Source organism: Schlesneria sp. (assembly GCF_036405755.1).
GTDB lineage: Bacteria > Planctomycetota > Planctomycetia > Planctomycetales > Planctomycetaceae > Schlesneria > Schlesneria sphaerica.
This window is the reverse complement of sequence record NZ_DASWWZ010000683.1, coordinates 1-18,219: the sequence shown is the minus strand read 5'-3', so window position 1 is coordinate 18,219 and position 18,219 is coordinate 1. Positions and strand designations below refer to the sequence as shown.

General features: G+C 56.2%; 11 protein-coding genes and 1 pseudogene. 11 read left to right on the top strand and 1 reads right to left on the bottom strand.

Annotated features, from left to right (window positions below; all coding sequences use genetic code 11):
• On the bottom strand, nt 1-294 hold a 294-nt coding region (locus tag VGE80_RS22690; RefSeq protein ID WP_440594228.1), incomplete at its 3' end, for a hypothetical protein.
• A gap of 419 nt (nt 295-713) precedes the next feature.
• On the opposite strand from VGE80_RS22690, the gene VGE80_RS22685 reads away from it, so the two are divergent.
• The 11 genes and pseudogenes from VGE80_RS22685 to VGE80_RS22635 form a co-directional block, all read left to right on the top strand.
• Entirely contained in the window at nt 714-1,994 is a 1,281-nt protein-coding gene (locus tag VGE80_RS22685) for a valine--pyruvate transaminase (RefSeq protein WP_440594227.1), read from the top strand.
• 144 nt (nt 1,995-2,138) lie between these two features.
• The gene (locus tag VGE80_RS22680) at nt 2,139-3,833 is read left to right on the top strand and encodes a GspE/PulE family protein (RefSeq protein WP_440594226.1); all 1,695 of its coding nucleotides are present in this window, start codon (nt 2,139-2,141) and stop codon (nt 3,831-3,833) included.
• A gap of 274 nt (nt 3,834-4,107) precedes the next feature.
• Entirely contained in the window at nt 4,108-5,235 is a 1,128-nt protein-coding gene (locus VGE80_RS22675) for a type IV pilus twitching motility protein PilT (RefSeq protein ID WP_373649191.1), read from the top strand.
• A gap of 278 nt (nt 5,236-5,513) precedes the next feature.
• On the top strand, nt 5,514-7,217 hold the full coding sequence (locus VGE80_RS22670; protein WP_373649192.1) for a GspE/PulE family protein: 1,704 nt from the start codon (nt 5,514-5,516) through the stop codon (nt 7,215-7,217).
• Between the two features lie 523 nt (nt 7,218-7,740).
• A complete protein-coding gene (locus tag VGE80_RS22665) occupies nt 7,741-9,033 on the top strand; it encodes a type II secretion system F family protein (protein WP_373649193.1) in 1,293 nt (430 codons plus the stop codon).
• A gap of 155 nt (nt 9,034-9,188) precedes the next feature.
• A complete protein-coding gene (locus VGE80_RS22660; protein ID WP_440594225.1) occupies nt 9,189-10,178 on the top strand; it encodes a type II secretion system protein in 990 nt (329 codons plus the stop codon).
• 61 nt (nt 10,179-10,239) lie between these two features.
• Complete coding sequence (locus tag VGE80_RS22655; RefSeq protein ID WP_440594224.1) at nt 10,240-11,436, top strand: type II secretion system protein; 1,197 nt, start codon at nt 10,240-10,242, stop codon at nt 11,434-11,436.
• A 3-nt stretch (nt 11,437-11,439) separates the two neighbouring features.
• Nucleotides 11,440-12,447, top strand: coding sequence for a pilus assembly FimT family protein (locus VGE80_RS22650; protein ID WP_440594223.1), 1,008 nt, complete (start codon nt 11,440-11,442; stop codon nt 12,445-12,447).
• Nucleotides 12,447-13,676: a type IV pilus modification PilV family protein gene (locus VGE80_RS22645; protein WP_440594222.1), complete on the top strand. Its 1,230-nt coding sequence runs from the start codon at nt 12,447-12,449 to the stop codon at nt 13,674-13,676. The genes VGE80_RS22650 and VGE80_RS22645 overlap by 1 nt, the downstream gene beginning before the upstream one ends.
• Before the next feature lie 75 nt (nt 13,677-13,751).
• Nucleotides 13,752-15,575: a PulJ/GspJ family protein gene (locus VGE80_RS22640; protein ID WP_440594221.1), complete on the top strand. Its 1,824-nt coding sequence runs from the start codon at nt 13,752-13,754 to the stop codon at nt 15,573-15,575.
• Nucleotides 15,576-15,651: 76 nt separating this feature from the next.
• Nucleotides 15,652-18,219 (top strand): annotated as a pseudogene (locus VGE80_RS22635) (hypothetical protein); the annotation flags it as partial.

Below are 18,219 nucleotides of genomic sequence, written 5' to 3'. Positions count from 1 at the left end.
AGGAATCGCCAGCACATACGGAATTGCCGAGCCCAAACGGAGCATCAGCTCATTTCGCCCCCCGATCTGAATGAGGCACCACTGAAACCAGGCAGACAACGGCGGAATCGCTGCCTCTGTGAGACTCCGTTCGAGAATCGTCGAAGGGACATCGGATTCGATCAGCCAATAAGAGCAGTGCTCGTCAAGAGTAAGCGGACCAGCACTGAGAAACGGAATCATCAGCGCAATGGCACTGAGAACGGCAACAGCGAGAAGAAGAATGCCCCATCGACTCTCAGCAGGTTTCGGCATCGGATCAACCAAGGTGGGGTCTCTTCAGGGCGACGGGACGGAAATCTTCAGTCAGGAACCACTGTCGGGTGTAACGAATCTCACCACAACACACTATTTGAGGGACTTGCCTTTTTTTCTGTTAACGCGTCCGCGTTCAAGTCGAGATGATCTTCTGACACGACCCCGAAACCATACCTCAGGCTGATTGACTCGATCGAAGCCGCTTCTCTTGCACCGCAATCGTCCCCACGGAGCAGGTGTACACAATCAACCCAACCCCTACTGCCTGGAGGATGGATACAATAGAACATCGTTTCGACTTGCACACCCGGGAACACCGGACACGCAACCACTGACAAAATAGAAATCCGGGATTCAGCTCACCAGAGTCGGACATTCTGAACCACCAGGGGCAACCCCGTACGAGTGAGAAAACAATGAGCATTGAGTTCTCTTTGGCTGGGAAAAAACTGACAGCCCGTAGCGGCATCCTTGAACTGATGGATGATCTCGGTCGGGCAATGACCGAACATCCCGACATGCTCATGCTCGGGGGAGGAAACCCTGCCGCCGTTCCCTCGATTCAGAAACTCTGGAGAGACCGGATGCAAGATCTGGTCAACGAAGGACCCGCGTTCGACCGCATGCTGGGAAACTATGATCCTCCCCAGGGTAACCCCATTTTCCTCCGGGCGATGACGAAGCTCCTGCGACAGCAGTTCGGCTGGGAGATCGGCCCCGAAAATCTCGCCGTGACCAATGGGGGCCAAAGTGCCTTCTTCTTCCTCTTCAATCTGCTGGCAGGCCGCTTCGAGAACAACAAACACCGTAAAATCCTGCTCCCGCTGACACAGGAATATATAGGGTACGCGGATCAAGGGATCGATGAATCACTCTTCGTCGCCTGTAAACCCGAAATCAGCTGGCCCGACGGACCTGAATCCCGGATCTTCAAATATCGCATCGACTTCGCCGCGGTCGAAAAGCGACTGGCGGAACAGGACATCGCCGCAATCGCCGTTTCGCGTCCGACAAACCCCACAGGAAACGTGCTGACGGACGAGGAAATCCGGCGTTTATCCGATCTGGCGGCTCGCCACGAAATTCCGTTCATTATCGACAATGCATACGGAACTCCGTTCCCGGGAGTCATCTTTGCCGACGCAAGTCCGTTCTGGGCCCCGCATGTCATCCTGACGCTGAGTCTTTCCAAGCTGGGACTGCCCGGAACGAGAACCGCCGTCGTAATTGGCCCGGAACAAATCACCAAAGCCGTCGCCGCGATGACCGCCATCGCCGGCCTGGCGAACGGCAATATTGGACAGCAACTGGTGCTTCCGCTGATTGAGTCGGGAGAAATCCTGAACCTGGGTCCGCAGCACCTTATCCCCTTCTACTCCGAAAAAAGCCGACTTGCGCAGGGGTGGATTCGCGAGTTCTTCGAGGGAACGGGTGTTGACTGGGCCCTCCACACCAGCGAGGGGGCATTCTTTCACTGGCTCTGGCTCCGTAACCTCGATTGCTCCACGAAAGGACTCTACTCCCGCCTGAAAGCTCGCAACGTACTAGTCGTCCCCGGGGAATATTTCTACTTCGGGCTGGAAGACGATTGGGCGCAACGTGAGCAATGTCTCAGACTTAACTTCTCGCAGCCTGCCGAAGTCGTGCGGGAAGGAATTCGCATTATCGCCGACGAAGCATCAAAGTCGCTTCGCTAACCGCAAAGCCTAAAGCCCCGAGAACTTGCATTAAATGACGATTGACGACGGCGAAACCGCACGATAACAATGACACTTCAATTCTCGCTTACCCAAGCTTCGATCGAACTTGACCAAGCCATTCAGCAATTGTGAGACGTTTCCATGTCTGAAGATTATTTGAGTAAACTCGTCGAAGATGGTGTCATCAGCGGGGACCAACTCGGCGAAGCCGAGGACATGGCAAACAGCATCGGAACCTCGGTTGCCGATGCGCTCGTCCGGCTTGGCTACGTCAGTAGCGGCGAAATGGGCCAGCTCCAGGCGGCCCAGTACGGACACGAATACGTCAACCTGGACGCAATGGAGATCCCCGCGAGTGTAATCGCGTTGATCCCTGAATCAGTTGCCCGCGAGAATATTGTCATCCCATTGGGACTTGATGACGAACGCCTCCGAGTCGCAATGATGAACGCCAACGACTTGGATGTCATCGATAAGATTCGGTTCATGGTAAACCGCGACATCGAACCCGTCGGCGCCCCCCGCGAATCCATCCAGAACGCGATCAACCGCTACTACGGCGGATCAGAAACGGAGTCCGTCGACTCCATGCTGACGGAATTCACCGAAACCGCCATCGACTTTACAGAGACCGAAAGTCCGCAGTCGAAACAAGATAAGGAAGAAGAGAACGCACCAGTCGTCCGCCTGTGTAACCTGATCATCTCTGAAGCGGTGAACATGCGGGCGAGCGATATTCACATTGAGCCATTCGAGGACCGAATTCGCGTCCGGTACCGGATCGACGGGGTGCTCGTGGAACGTGACAGCCCTCCCCGCCGACTCCTCGCAGCGCTCACATCTCGTTTTAAGATCATGGCCCGCATGGACATTGCGGAAAAACGCCGCCCTCAGGACGGCCGAATCAAGACCCGTGCCGGCGGAAAAGACTTCGACCTCCGCGTGAGTATCCTGCCAACCAACCATGGACAGGCGATCGTCATGCGTATTCTCGACCGCGATAACATCAAGGTCGGGATTCGCAGCCTGGGGTTCAGCGAAGACAACTACCGCCGCTTTCAGAACATCATCCGCCGCCCAAACGGAATCTTCCTCGTAACCGGCCCCACCGGTAGCGGCAAGACAACCACTCTTTATAGCGCCCTCGGCGAACTGAACCGCCCCGACAGGAAGATCATCACGGCCGAAGACCCCGTGGAGTACTACCTCCCGGGAATTAACCAGGTCGAGGTCAAGCATGATATCGGACTGGATTTTTCGCGAATTATTCGTGCCATGCTGCGACAGGCCCCCAACGTCATTCTGGTGGGGGAAATTCGCGATACCGAGACGGCCGAGATGGCTATTCAGGCTTCGCTGACTGGACACTTGGTTTTCAGTACGCTACATACGAACGATGCGCCCAGTTCTATTACACGCCTGATTGACATGGGCGTGGAGCCGTTTCTGGTCGCATCCAGCGTGATGGCGATTATGGCACAGCGTTTGATCCGGGTGGTTTGCGCGAAATGCAAGGAACCCTACACGCCCGAGCCGTCCGAAATCCAGCACTTTGGAATCACGCCAGACCAGCTCGAAGAGGCGACTTTCATGCGTGGGAAAGGCTGTAACAACTGCCAGCACACGGGTTACCGTGGCCGCAACGCCGTTTTTGAACTCATGCTCATGAACTCGACCCTGCGAGAAATGACATTCAAGAGCGAGCCTGCTCAGTCCATTCGCCGTCAGGCACGACTGTTCGGCATGAAAACCCTCGTCGAAGACGCTCTCTCCCGCTCGCTGATGGGAAAGACGACTCTCGTCGAGGTGTACCGACTCGACAAAGGGGGCCACTAAACCCGGACAACTTTGAGAGTCCCCGAGCAACCAGCAACAATAGCCATGCCAGGAACGACACGGGAGCGACACTTCATCCCACAAGACAGCCGGAAATCACCTCCGACGTCGGCGGGCCTCAAGTCACTCCTGCTCGCGACTGGTCATCACAGATCTGAGAACCGGACATTTCACGATCCGGTCAAAACACGACGTTCCCAATTCGATTTGCGACTCCGTCGGCTTCCGACAAACCAGTGTCGCACTTTTGAGACAATACCGCTGAAGGAAGTCAATGGCAGCCACACTTCAGATCGACAAGATGCTCGAAACCGTTGTCCGTGAGCGTGCGAGCGATTTGCACATCACGACCGGGCAGCCTCCCGTATTGCGACTGGGCGGGCACATGGTGCGTCTGGAGACCAAGACCTTAACCCCGGAAGACACCGTCGGGTTGATGAAAAGTATCTGCCCTGAACGAAACCAGCAGGAACTCCAGGAAGTCGGGGGGACCGACTTTGGATTCGCGTTCGGCGACAAGGCCCGCTTTCGCGTTGCCGTCTTCAAGCAGCGCGGGCACATCGGCATGGTGCTGCGGCGAGTCCCCAACGAATTCCTGTCGTTCGAACAACTGGGACTCCCCCTCGTCATCCGCGACCTGATCATGCGCCCCCGAGGCCTCTTCCTGGTGACAGGCCCGACGGGTAGCGGCAAGACAACCAGTCTCGCCAGTATGATCAACTACATGAACGACACCGTCGACCATCACATCATCACCCTCGAAGACCCGATCGAGTACTACCACCAGCACAAAAAATCGACCATCAACCAGCGTGAGATCGGGGTGGATGTTCCCGACTTCCCCGAAGCACTGCGTCGCGCCCTGCGTATGGACCCTGACGTGATTCTCGTGGGTGAAATGCGAGACCTCGCCACAATCTCCTCCGCAATCACGGCGGCCGAAACAGGCCACGTGGTGTTCGGCACCCTGCATACGACGGGTGCACAGGGTACCGTAGACCGAATCATCGACGTCTTCCCGACGAACCAGCAGGAACAGATTCGAACCCAGCTTTCGGTGGCCATCATCGGGATCCTCTCACAAGCTCTTCTGTCGAGAAAACCCAAAGGGGTGGTCGCTGCCTACGAACTGCTTGTGGTAACGCCGGCAATCGCGAACCTGATTCGCGAAGCCAAAACCTACCGAATCAACTCTTCCATCCAGACCGGACGCAAGTTCGGTATGCAACTGCTGGACGACGCTTTGTTCAGCCTCTGGAAGAACAACATTTGTGAAGAAGACACCGTCATCATCCGGTCCAATCAACCGGGTGAACTCAAAGCCCGCATCGCGCGAGCGAAAAAAGGACTGCTTGACGAAGAAGAGGAAGAAGATGACGAAGACGGTGGCGGCAACGAGTAACCATTCACCGGTCACTCAATCGCCACCAAACAGCAGCAGGAACATCACAACTAAACCAGAACCGCTTCCAGTAAATCACGGTGAAAGTCACTGCCGACCTTGGCGCCCCAACTTGATCAAGATCGAACCGGGACAACTTATCCAAACGGCCTTACTTAATCACCCGCGACGAGAGGATGCGATTCACCCCTTGATCTGGTCCTGGGGCACTAAGCCACTGGTTTAGTTATTGAAGTTAATCGATCAGGTTTTAAGTTCGCCTTTCAGCGAGATGGATAATGTCACATCGGCGGTTTGGACAGATTCTAGTTGATCTCGGGTACCTCACAGAAGATCAGTTGTGGGACGTGCTCGAAGCGAAGAAGCAGGGTCAAGGCGAACTGACCGGCCAAATCGCAATCAGCATGGGCTTTGTCACAGAAGCTCAGGTCACCGAAGCGCTGGCCGAACAGTGGGGAATGCCAGTCGTCAATCTGGCCGAGACCACGATTCCTGCAAAAGCCCTGGAACTCGTGCCACAGACGATGGCCGATGTTTACAAGATCGTCCCCATCTCTCTGAAGGACAATGTCCTGACCGTGGCGATGGCAGACCCTCAAAATCTCGGCGCTCTCGATGACCTGAGAAGCATGCTGGGGGTCGAAGTTCGCGGAGCCGTCTCGAACGCACGCGATGTCGATGCCGCTATTGCGCGACAGTATGCGGGGCGCGAAGAGAGCATTGAAGACATCATCTCGCAACTGGAGGAAGACGCCCCGTCGACATCTGATCGAGCCGGACGGGTTCACGATCTCTCGCCTGATGGCGACGAGGCCCCCATCCGCAAACTGCTGAACATGATCCTGCTGCTGGCGATCAAGGACCAGGCCAGCGATATCCACTTCGAGCCGTTTGAAGATGAATTCCGCGTTCGCATCAAAGCGGACGGAATGCTCTACGAACTGGTTCCGCCACCACGCCATCTGGCAAATGCGATCGTTTCTCGAATCAAAATCATGTCCGAACTGGACATCGCTGAACGACGACTCCCTCAGGACGGTCGCATCGAACTGAGCGTCGGCGGACACCAGGTCGACTTGCGAGTCAGCGTGCTGCCCACCCTGTTCGGCGAAGCGGTCGTTATGCGAGTGCTCGACCGAACCGTCGTGCAGCTGGACCTCAATAAGATTGGAATGGACGCCAACACCCTCAGCCGATTCCGATCGGTCATCTCGCGACCAAACGGAATCGTGCTGGTGACAGGCCCGACGGGTAGTGGAAAAACCACCACTCTCTACTCGGCCCTGAATGAACTCAACGACATCGAAACCAAGATCATCACAACGGAAGACCCGATCGAATACGACATCGACGGACTGATTCAGGTCCCCGTTAACCCCGACATTCAAGTGACATTTGCCACGGTGCTTCGCGCCATCCTCCGGCACGATCCCGATACGATTCTCGTGGGCGAGATCCGTGACTTTGAAACAGCCGAGGTCGCAATTCAAAGCGCCCTCACCGGCCACCTTGTGTTCAGCACACTCCACACCAACGACGCTCCCAGTACGATCACCCGACTCCGTGATATGGGGATTGAACCGTTCCTCATCACGGCCACCGTGGAATCCGTGCTGGCTCAGCGACTGGTGCGAAAAATCTGTACCGAATGCCGTACACAGTTCGACCCGAGCGATGAACTGCTGATGGAACTGCAACTGCCGATCGCACAGGCTCGACAGTACAAGTTCTACTACGGCAAAGGATGCCAGCGATGCAACAACTCTGGATACAAGGGACGATGCGGTATCTATGAATTGCTGGACGTCACCGACGACATTCGCGACCTCATTTCGTCTAACGCGAACGTGGACGAGATTCGGAATTTCGCCCGCGGCCAGGGCATGACAACACTGCGCGAAGCAGGATTGAAACTGATCTTCGACGGCATCACCACGATTGACGAAGTCGTCCGCGAAACCGTGATGGAAGATGCAGGTTGATAGCGGGCTATATAATTCAGACACTAACTACTAAACAGGCAACTTTTGCATTCCCTTCTCGCCGAGCTTCTCTGCTTTCGCGAAGGGACGCGAAGTAAGCGACCGCAGCAACGATCAAGGAAACGAACACCGGCAACACCAGGGCCTGACATTAAGAATTGGTAGCACAGAGCAAGATTCCAAGTGGCACATGCCGCTTGTACACCGCACCAGATCAACAATAGCTCAGTCACAACCCCTCTTAAGCAGTCCTGTCTTATGGCTATTTTCGACGATGATCGTTGCTTACTAAATTCCCGGAAAATGGCACGGTTAATGTATTAACTCATTCCTCAGCCCGTCATGAAGCTGTCGAGGGCAGAGGTAGACAAAACAGGGTGTGTGACAAAACAAAGAACGCTTGGGACTTCTGTTACAGAGTGAACTGCAACAGCGAATCAAACCACCACCAAGATTCTGGTCACTGGACTATTTAGCAACACTATTCTGCCTCAATGCGAGTGAAATTGATCGGAGACGGGCGATGCCGACATTCCAGTACGAAGCAATGGACAACACGGGCCTCGAGGTCAAGGACACGATCGACGCCGCCTCCGAACAAGAGGCCCAGTCGCGAATCCGTGAGAAAGGCTTTTTCGTAACGAAGATCACCGAGAAGGGTCGTGCGAAGAAGACCAAGGCGGAGTCCGGTAAGACCAAGGGGGATGGCAAGACTCAGGCTGATGCCAAGAAGAAGGCCCCTCCCAAACGCAAGAAGGCGGGTGGTGGATTCTCGATTGGAGGCGTCAGCGGGAAAAAGCTGTGTACGTTCACCCGACAACTCTCGACGCTGCAGGATGCAGGACTTCCGATTCTCCGCAGCCTGCGAATTCTGGAAAACCAGGCACGACCCGGACCACTCAAAGGCTCGCTCATCGGCGTCATTGATGACATCGAGTCAGGCAGCACGTTGTCGGAAGCGATGGCCAAGCAGCCGAAGGCGTTCGACAATCTGTACGTGAACATGGTGAAAGCCGGTGAAGCGGGGGGTGCTCTTGAAGTCATTCTCCAGCGACTGGCCGAGTTCAAGGAACGGTCCGAAAGCCTGAAGCGAAAAGTCAAAGGGGCCATGATCTATCCGTGTGCGGTCATCACGGTCGCCACGCTGATCGTCGGCTTCATCATGTATTACATCATTCCGAAGTTTAAGAAGATCTTCGACGACTTCGGTACGGAACTTCCCGGCATTACGGTGGTCCTGATCCAGTGCAGCGACAATGTCGTGAACTACTGGTACCTCGGCCCCGTCATCCCGTTTGCGTTATGGCTGATGATAAAAATCATCAAAAAGAACAAAACCGGAGCCTATATCGTCGACTGGGTCTCACTTCGAATACCGCTACTGGGGCTGATATTCCGTAAATCGATTATCGCCAGAACGTGTCGAACACTCGGCACACTGGTCGCTTCCGGGGTTCCGATCCTCGAGGCCCTCGCCATCACAAGGGACACCGCTGGTAACGCGGTCTTCTACAAGGCCTATGAACACATCATCGCGGCGATTCGCGAAGGGGAATCAATGGCGGTGCCGTTACGTGAAACCAGAACAGTAGACGAGATCGTGGTCAACATGGTCGACGTGGGTGAAGAAACGGGGGCACTCGACACCATGCTTTACAAGGTGTCCGATGTGTTCGACGAAGAGGTCGGCGTGCTGGTGGAAGGCTTGGTCAACCTGCTGGAACCACTGATGGTGGTGGTGCTGGGTCTGATCGTCGGCTTCATCGTCATCGCCCTCTTCATGCCCCTGATCAAGTTGCTCAACGACCTGTCGTAAGGTCAGACGAGACGAGGCCACCAGGCACAGCGATTTCCGGCCACCCGGCCTGAGTCGCTGTGTCAAAATCCTCTCTCAACTTCAATCTGCTGCAATGACCTGACTGCCGACTCGACCGCATTTTCAATATCGCCAATTCAAGTTAGGAACGAATCATGACAGGGCCTTATCAGCACACGCCTGGCCTGCGGCGAAACGGATTCACATTGATCGAAGTCATGATCGTGATCGTGATCCTGGCAATCCTGACCGGACTTTTGCTACCCGCCCTCAACTCAGCAAAGTATCGAGTCACTGTCGGCCAGGTCCGATCCGAAATTACCAATCTTGAAAACGCAATTGGGGCCTTCAAGTCGCGGTTCGGGATTGAACCCCCGAGTCGCATTACTCTGTGGGAAGACCCCTCGACGAATAATGGCTGGAGTAGCGGATCGGCGAATCAACTGGCGATCAACAGCTTGTCGATTCTGCGCCAGATGTTGCCCAACTTTGACCATACGAAGGCTCGTGATCTCGACAACGACGGAACAACGACAGGTGGCCCCTTCACTCTCACACAGGGGGAATGCCTCGTCTTTTTCCTGGGAGGGATGCCCAATGGCACGGTGGTCGGCGGCCAGAAACAGTTTGCCCCCTCCGGCTTTTCCAAGAACCCGGCAGATCCATTCTCACTGGGCGGGACACGTGAAGGACCATTTTTTGAATTCAACACCGGCCGTTTCACTGACTATGGCGTAGAGGGATTCCCGGAGTACAAGGACACCTTTCCCGCTCAGTCAAAGCCCTACTTGTACTTCAGTTCGTATGACGGGTCAGGTTATCGGGAACATCTCACCGGAATTGCCAATGAGTATGCCGACACCTACTCCCAGGCGACTGATGTTCCCGTGCTGGCCTATCGGCAGGGTTCGTTATTGTCAGCCACCCCGTTCAAACAGAAGTCTTTCCAGATTATCTCACCAGGCCGCGATCAGAAGTACGGCCCGGGTGGACCTTACGTGTCCGGCAACACGGACCCCCTGCCTGCGTGGGACACCACCGCTTTGCCCAGTTGGGCCGGTTCACCCCTGACCGTGACGACCTCCGATCGCGATGCAGAGCGAGACAACATTACCAACTTTTCAACAGGCGTGCTTGCCCAATAGCCTGAACCCAACCCTGTATTAAGTGAGCAACTTCCGATTGTGATCGGCCGAGAGGTGTAAGATGAAGACGACAACAGTGACACCAGCCACGAGACGCCACACCGCCCTGCGGTTCGGCTTCACGCTGGTCGAAATTTTGATCGTCATCATGATCATGGTCCTGCTGATGGCAATTGCCGCCGCTGCATTCGGCAATTTCATCGGGACGTCGAAAGAGAAGGCCACGCTCGCGACGATCTCCAAGATCGACAAGATCCTCCAGCAGCGAAGAGAAGCCTTCGACCGGATGGACTTTTCGGACGCGGCCCGGAGACTGCAAACTGTTGATTTGACGAATATCGGGCTCACCTCTCCTGAGAGCCAGATTCCTAACCGCCAGGTAGCGGAGATCATCGTTCGTAAGCAACGCTTTCAAATGGCTTTCCCCCAGCGTGTGGAAGAGCGTTCCGTTTTCAATGGCGTGAATTACTACTCCTACTTCACGGGGTTAGCGCAACGTCCTAATTATGAGAGTGCGGCACTCCTTTATCTCGCCATTACACAGGGCGAGTCATTCGGTGCCCCCACGGTGGACGACGATGCATTTTCTGCTGCGGAAGTCGCCTCAATTCCCATCGACATCGGCGGATCGACGATCGACTTGAAATATTTCATTGACGCCTGGGGCCAACCGCTCCGCTTCTATCGCTGGCCGACGAGTCTCATCAAACCGCAGGAAGGGGCAACCGCGAGTTCGTTCCGAGTCCAGGTGCCAACTCGAGAATTTTCCTCGATGCTGATTCCCTCACTGCCGGACTTTGACCAGGAATCACTACGAAGTTCACCCTCGATTGCCAACTTCGAACCGGCCTCGTTCGGCAAAGACGGTTCGGCAGGGGTCGCAGGTGCAGACGATGACAACAACGGTACGACCGATGATGTGACGGAAATGGGTTGGCCAGGTAGCGACGATCCGGAACCGTTGAACCGCGATCCGGATGATCCCTCGTTCCGATTTGCGGTTTATTTATTCGGAATGACTGCTGCCGAAAGAACTACTTTCCGTGCGGGATTTCGACTTTACTTCCCGGAAGCCACTTACCACACGCCGTTGATTCTTTCGGCGGGCCCTGATCGGGCACTGGGCCTGCACGAACCCAACGATACGACATCCGTCACCCACCGGCTGGCTCGCCCCTTGTCGCTGACGACACCAGACTCGATCGCTCCTCTGGTGGACAACATCACGAACCTCAATCAACGAACCAGGGGGAACTGATCCATGCGAAGTCACCCCAGCGTCGTCAAACCCGTTCGCCGATCCGGCTTCACCCTTGTGGAACTGTTGATCGTCGTCAGCATCATGCTGATTCTCGCGACCATCACGATTACGTCCATCAACTTTAATATGAGCCGCGATCGTGTTCGTGAGGCGGGCCGTCAACTTCAATCCTTCATCGCCGGGGCGCGCGATCGGGCCATTTTTGCCAAAGAAATTCGTGGAGTCCGCCTGATCCTCGATCCGCTCAATCGCCATACGGCCGTTGCAGTCCAGTACGTTGGTGCGGCCGAACGGTGGTCGGACGGGGAGATTCTGTTCGACCCGGCCGGAGATAAGATCCAGCTTCGCGACTCTATTCTGATGCAAAATTTGGGACTCTTCAGTGTCGGCTCTCAAATCGAGATCCCGAAGAACAGTGGAAACTACTGCACTATCGCCAGTCGCGTAATAACGGGTGGGGGGAATTGGATCCAGTTAAGCAAGTCCTTTCCACAATATGCCAATACGTCCGTCAGTTACGCGCTCCTGATGCCTCCTACGCCGCTCCCTGGTTCGAATCCTGTCCCCTTGCCGACGGGCGTGGTCATTGATCTGGACGGATCCAGCGTGCCGTTTTCGTGGCGTCCTTCGCTGACAAATACGGCACTCGGCTATTCCTCGAATATGGACATTCTGTTCAATCCGCGCGGCGCCGTTGCTGGCGACGTGGCCGGGAATGGAATCCTGCATTTGCATCTGGCGGACTCGGCCGACGTGGTGTTGTGGCAGACCGTACCGGGACGGATTCAGATGGCCAACCCGAGCACGACCCAGTGGTCCCCCCCCATCGTGCCCGCCAACGGGACCGTGGGGACGCCGATTGTGACACGCGACCAGATTCTGGTGAGCCTGAATGGTCGTACCGGAAACGTGAGTGTGCATCACGTCAATCCGACCAACGTCAGCCCTGCGGATCAGGTTGCCGACGACCCCTATAGCTTTGCTGAGACGGGACAGGTGTCAAACTAATGAACCGTTACCCCTCCCATTCATGCTCGACTGTCGTGCGTCCGCGTAGCGGCGTGACGATCAGCGAAGTGCTGATTTCCATGGTCATTATGGCGGTGGGAGTCGTCTCGCTGGCCACGCTGTTTCCGATCTCGATTCTGCGAGCCATGCAGGCATCGCAACTGACCAACTCGGCCATCGTCTGTAAAAACGCCCGAGCAAGACTCGTCTACGACGGGTCGATCATGAGCAATGCGAATATTCCCTTCCCGAATGTGGCCAGTCTCGACCCCACCAATCCCCCGGTCAGAGGGATTATTGATCCGTTCGGGACACTTTCGCTGTACGGCTTACCCAATAATATCGCGGGTGTTCAGCGACGGTCAGGCGGACCTGTGACACTGGAGCACGCCGAAAGCGCCGCACTGCTTCCCGATAGCTGGTCTCTGGTACGGCAAGACACGGTCGCGGGGGGATACTCCAACGGTTCGTTCCTGGTGACACTCGCCTCCCCCGCCTCCAATTTCGCGGATATTGCACCCCGGACCTTGACGGGCGCCGGAACCTCGCTGCCACTTTACCGCATGGTCTTACTTGACCCCACAGGTCGGTACGCGGTCCGGCGAACGATCCGCGAAGTTGTGAGTGGAAATCAGATGAGCTGGCAGGACCCGAGTGGCGGCCCCGCCTATGACCTGCCATCCAGTTTCATTCCGGCTAAAGCTCGAATTGAAGTTCGTGATAACCGCTATACATGGTTGTTGACCGTACGGAAGCGACCCATGGATTCCTCGTTGACGAGCTGGAAGGCAGATGCCGATCTGGTTGTGTTCTTCAACCGCACTTTTGTTGCCGCAGATGAAGGGATTGATTCGGCTTCCGGTAATGCCCTGTATCAGATGTCCGCCATCGGTGCATCGGGTGGTTTCGACGGTGCGCCTGGTATCGCCGGGGTGGATGATGATCTGGATGGAACACTGGATAATGCCAGCGAGCGGGGCTGGCCAGGATCGGATGATCTGCGTTCACTCTCCATCGGAACCCCCGCTCCCCTGTATCTGAAGAAGGGTGGCTTCATTTTCGAGCCGTCCCAGGCCCGCTGGTATCGGGTCATTGACCTCGATCTGACAAACGGGCGAGTTCTGCTGGATAAGGACCTGGTCGATCCGCCGGCGAATCCTTTGGATGTGGTCGTGATGAAAAGCATCGTTAACGTCTACGAACTTGGAACCTTCACAGGTTCGCAATGACGCTCGTGTGCATAGAGCTGCGAGCAATCGAATCGTCGGCGGTGACGATTCCACATTATGTTTAAAGATAATGCCATGACACGTAATTCCAACATCCGCAACCCCGCACTGAAGCGCAGCCGTTCGGTTCGGAGTTCCCAGCCGATAGCGGGCGATCGCACTGCTCGCGGGTTCACGCTGGTTGAGATGCTGATCGCGGTCGGTCTGATCCTGCTGATCATGTCGATGTTCGCAACGATCTTCGAGATCGCCGCAGGATCGTTGTCCAAGCAGAGAGGACTCGCGGAAAACGATCAAAAGGCGCGTATGCTCACATCCGTCATCCGCGGGGATCTGGAGAAGCGGACTTTCCGTGACATCATCCCCTTCACTCCAGGCCAGGATACGGGGGCACTGGGAGGTCTGCTGCTTCGCCGATCGGGGTACTGGTATTATGCCGAGAACGATCCGACCGACGAGACCGATGACGTGCTGCAGTTCACCACCAAGGTCACATTGAAATCGCAAAACTCGGACACCGCTCCGTTTCTGGGGGTGGCCGTCCCCTTCTCGGGTGCCACACGAACGATCGCGAGCCAGGATGACAGCGGCCTGCAGGGGATCTTTACCATTACGGGGAATGTCACAGGGTACTTCCCTTCCGGCGCACCATTCGGCCACATCTGGGTTTCCGGAAGTCGCAGCTCGAACGGTCTCCAGTCGAACGACGGTCGCTATCGCGTGACCAATATCTCGCTTCCGGGGGGAAATACACAGATCGAGGTGGACCGTCCTATTCTTCCGATGTCGACTCTGGGGACGATCTATCTGGCGGAAGACCAGCCGGAACTCGACGACGGCATCGCTGGAAACATGATGGGACAATCGGGTGCAGCCGAGATCTCGTATTTTCTGCGAGGGGGCAATCTCTATCGGCGAGTGCTGCTGATTCGGGACACCGACCCTTCCGACAGCCAACCCCGCGCCAACAATGGTGGCCCACTGATCTCAACTGGGAATCCTGACTACACCAGTGAATACCTGCCGAGCGGGGGATCGTTCTGGCGGGACCTTGATTACTCGGCCTTCAACTTCCGCGGCAATTCCACAGGGACCAACCTGATAGGAGGGGGAGTTCGTTTTCATAACGTGGGCGAATCCCTCAGCAACGATGCAAACGGGCCCAAGGAGGTGGCTTTCAGTACCCCGCTTCCTTTGCCAACCCCCCTTCAGCCACAAGACCAGTTCCGCATTCTCAGTCTGGGGATTCCACAGACACGGTTTGGACATGATCCGTGGACGGGGCTTCCTCGTGAATTCGCCATGGCTGGAACAGACGGCCAGCTTGGTACCGCCGACGATACGGGATTCATTGGTCGGTACACCACATCGGAATGTTCCGATTCGGCCTTCTACTACCCGGGGGCGATGACGACGATTCCGGACCGACAGAACCCCGCGCTCGACACGAATCCCATGTCCATGAATACCCCAGTCACACTCGACCTGAATGGAGCGGTGACCAACTATTCCAGCAGCCCCATCCAGCGTCGCGGTACGGACATCCTGATGGCCAACGCGTTGAGCTTTGACGTGAAAGTCTGGGACCCGGCCGCGAATGGTGGCTATGGTCAGTTCGTCGATCTGGGAGACAACACGATTACAGGTGGTTCGTTCATTCCTGGCAATTCACAAAACTTCTATTACTCGCCGTCGACGGCCGGAAACGGCAAATATCGTTATGACACCTGGCACCCCAGGGCAGAAATTGCGCAACCGGGCAGCCCCGCAAATCGAAATTCGAACCCACCTTTCGCCACCGCGGTAAGTGCGGTTCAAATTACGATTAATTACCGCGACATCGCCAGTGAGCAGATTCGCCAGGTCACGATCGTCCAATCGCTTGTGGACCCTTATTGACAGTTTCCTGACCAAGACACGTCAAATCTTTCAGCGTGCGGGCCGTGTTGCACACGGAACAATTGTGAGGTCTATCATGAATCGCATCTCCCTGAACACCAAGTCGCCACAACGGCATCGTCGTCGAGGTTCGACGATGATTGTCGTGCTGGCACTGCTGGGATTGCTGGCACTACTGGGCTTCACCTTCTTTACATTGGCCAATCAGGATCGCCAGGCAGCGGAATACTTCACAAGTGAAGCGCGCACTGTCGGTACGACCAGCCAGCCCGATGGGATTTTTGACTGGCCCCTGCGCCAATTGATCCTCGGCCCTGACGACAGCAACTACAACAGTATCCTGTGGGGCGGACGCTTCTCTCTGGTACCGGGTCTGCTGGGTCGCGACGGAATCCCCTTCAATGGGGAAGGTGTCAACCTTGCCATCGACGCGTCCGGCAATCCCACGGTCGATATGGATTTTGACGGAACCGGAGACAACCCGAACTTCCTCAACATTGTCGACTCGCCCGTCGCGAATAATGGACTGCTCTGGGGTACAGGCAAATCGCTGGCGACGCTTCCTGCACCGGACATCGATTACACATCGCCTGATATCAACAACATGGCACTCTCCTATGATGCCGTCGCGTATGACAATTTAAACGACCCCGCAACCTCAAAGCGGGTGATCATCCCCTCGTTCTTACGACCGCAATATCTGCGCAGCGCCGGAGCCGCAATTCAGGACTGGTATGACAATCCGACCGCAGTCCCTGCGTCGCGGAGTTTTCGACCACACTCTGACCATTACTACATCGACTCAAGTGGCAACTCGACCAATATCAAACGCTTCGTACTCCCTTCCGAAGCGGCAGGGTTGGGCCTGAGCACCGGGTTTTCGTTCCAGCCCCTGGATAGCTCTGGATCTCCGACGAACGGAGGACGGCTAGGTGTATGGACATCCCGCCCTCTGATCGAAGTTCATGCCCCGCACGAAGTGAACCTCGATGTCGACACGGACGGGGATGGGATCCGCGACGCCATCCTGCTGGACCTAGGATACGCTCCCGTTCGCCGGGGGGATGGGAAGCTAGTCATTCCTCTGTTTGCGTTTCAGGTGCGTGATCTGAATGGCTTGCTGAACCTGAACACGACCACTTCCACACTCACGAAAGAACTCATCCCCGCGGATCTGACAACGCAGGAGTTCGGTGCGGATGTGATGGGGGTGGGGCGATATCTTGGCAGTTCCAATCAGGGACACGCCGCCTCCGAAATCAATGCCGCTTACGGGATGACCACCGATCCAACAGATCCTCTGGCCGTCTCCGTCGCGGACACCCATCAGTACCGGTGCTTTCTGAAGTCGCTGGGTGCCGACCGAGCCCCGATGAATATGCGGGAAGTGGCGAATCTGGAATGGTTCTTCCTGAACTACGGACGCCCCCACTACAACGTCGAAATCGGTTTGTCTGCTTCGGCAACGGCAGCAGCCATGGCCCCGGCGATTGAATCGGTGACGCCCGGCTTGCTGGGGGACGTGGACGTATTACTGAATCTGATTGCCACGGGATCGGGATCACTGCCCCAAGCGGGCATGATCAACTTCAACGACAATCTCGACGCGTCCAACAATTATCCCTACTTGTGGACGAGCAATTCCGTCGTGCCGTATCTGGGCACTCCGCTCGACTTGATTGGTAACGGTAGCATTCTGCAATCCAACCTGGGAGGCCTTAACCCGCTGGGGAAGAAGCTGAACCTGATCGACCGCTCCATCCAGCCGGGAATTGGCCCCAATCGTTGGCTCGCCTTTCAGGGATATCACGCGAACGCGGACGTCAATCTGGCGAATTCGACGTTCGCCGGACAGTTGCTGCCTGTCGCTTCCACCAGAAATCAACTGACCGACGACGCGACAGAAATCATCGTCGATCCGGATGCCATCACCTATGCGAAGACCCCCGCCATCTCCGGGACCCAGACGGGGAGCGCCGTAAGTAGCGATGCTGCCTTCGGCGCGCTGGAGACCGCCTTTCTTCAGCAGTCAACCGCCGACGGGGCAACCGTGCGCTCGTCCTCGCGCATCTCCAGCCTGATCCCCATGAATTCGACCGCCAGTTCTTACGCGGCCCGAATTCGTTCCCAGTACACGACCGTCAGTTCTGACCGTCGCGAATACAGCAAGCTCAATCCTGATCCGTCTGCGTCCACCGTGCAGATGCGAGCGTGGGAGAATAATTTCATGAGCTCGGTCGGCCCCTTCCGAACCGTGGTCTGGTACCACCTGAGCGGAATTTCGCCCCTGAGCACCAAACAGTTCCGGTTGAGCGCCAATCAGTTGCTGGTGGATGGAACAGGAGAGGCGTTTTCCGCCGGGGCCCCCACCTCGCTGATGTTCCGTGATTTGACCGCACACCCCGCGAACGTCCCGAGCGCTGCCATTCCTACCGGACCGCTGCCGTATCCCGGCCCGACGATCGCTTCTCCATCGCAACAGGAGTACTTCGCTCGGCGAGACCGCCAGGCAATGGCCCGGGATATCTACACCTTGCTGTACCTTTACTGCGGTGGCTTGAACGTCGATCCGCTGACAACAGCCAACACGCCTCCCGGTGCTGTCTACACATCGCAGCAACTGAAAGAGATGGCGCAGTTCGCG

Excerpts from the sequence above, each read along its gene's own strand:
- VGE80_RS22685 (WP_440594227.1), top strand. The coding sequence starts at position 714 with ATGAGCATTGAGTTCTCTTTGGCTGGGAAAAAACTGACAGCCCGTAGC.
- VGE80_RS22680 (WP_440594226.1), top strand. The coding sequence starts at position 2,139 with ATGTCTGAAGATTATTTGAGTAAACTCGTCGAAGATGGTGTCATCAGC.
- VGE80_RS22675 (WP_373649191.1), top strand. The coding sequence starts at position 4,108 with ATGGCAGCCACACTTCAGATCGACAAGATGCTCGAAACCGTTGTCCGT.
- VGE80_RS22670 (WP_373649192.1), top strand. The coding sequence starts at position 5,514 with ATGTCACATCGGCGGTTTGGACAGATTCTAGTTGATCTCGGGTACCTC.
- VGE80_RS22665 (WP_373649193.1), top strand. The coding sequence starts at position 7,741 with ATGCCGACATTCCAGTACGAAGCAATGGACAACACGGGCCTCGAGGTC.
- VGE80_RS22660 (WP_440594225.1), top strand. The coding sequence starts at position 9,189 with ATGACAGGGCCTTATCAGCACACGCCTGGCCTGCGGCGAAACGGATTC.
- VGE80_RS22655 (WP_440594224.1), top strand. The coding sequence starts at position 10,240 with ATGAAGACGACAACAGTGACACCAGCCACGAGACGCCACACCGCCCTG.
- VGE80_RS22650 (WP_440594223.1), top strand. The coding sequence starts at position 11,440 with ATGCGAAGTCACCCCAGCGTCGTCAAACCCGTTCGCCGATCCGGCTTC.
- VGE80_RS22645 (WP_440594222.1), top strand. The coding sequence starts at position 12,447 with ATGAACCGTTACCCCTCCCATTCATGCTCGACTGTCGTGCGTCCGCGT.
- VGE80_RS22640 (WP_440594221.1), top strand. The coding sequence starts at position 13,752 with ATGACACGTAATTCCAACATCCGCAACCCCGCACTGAAGCGCAGCCGT.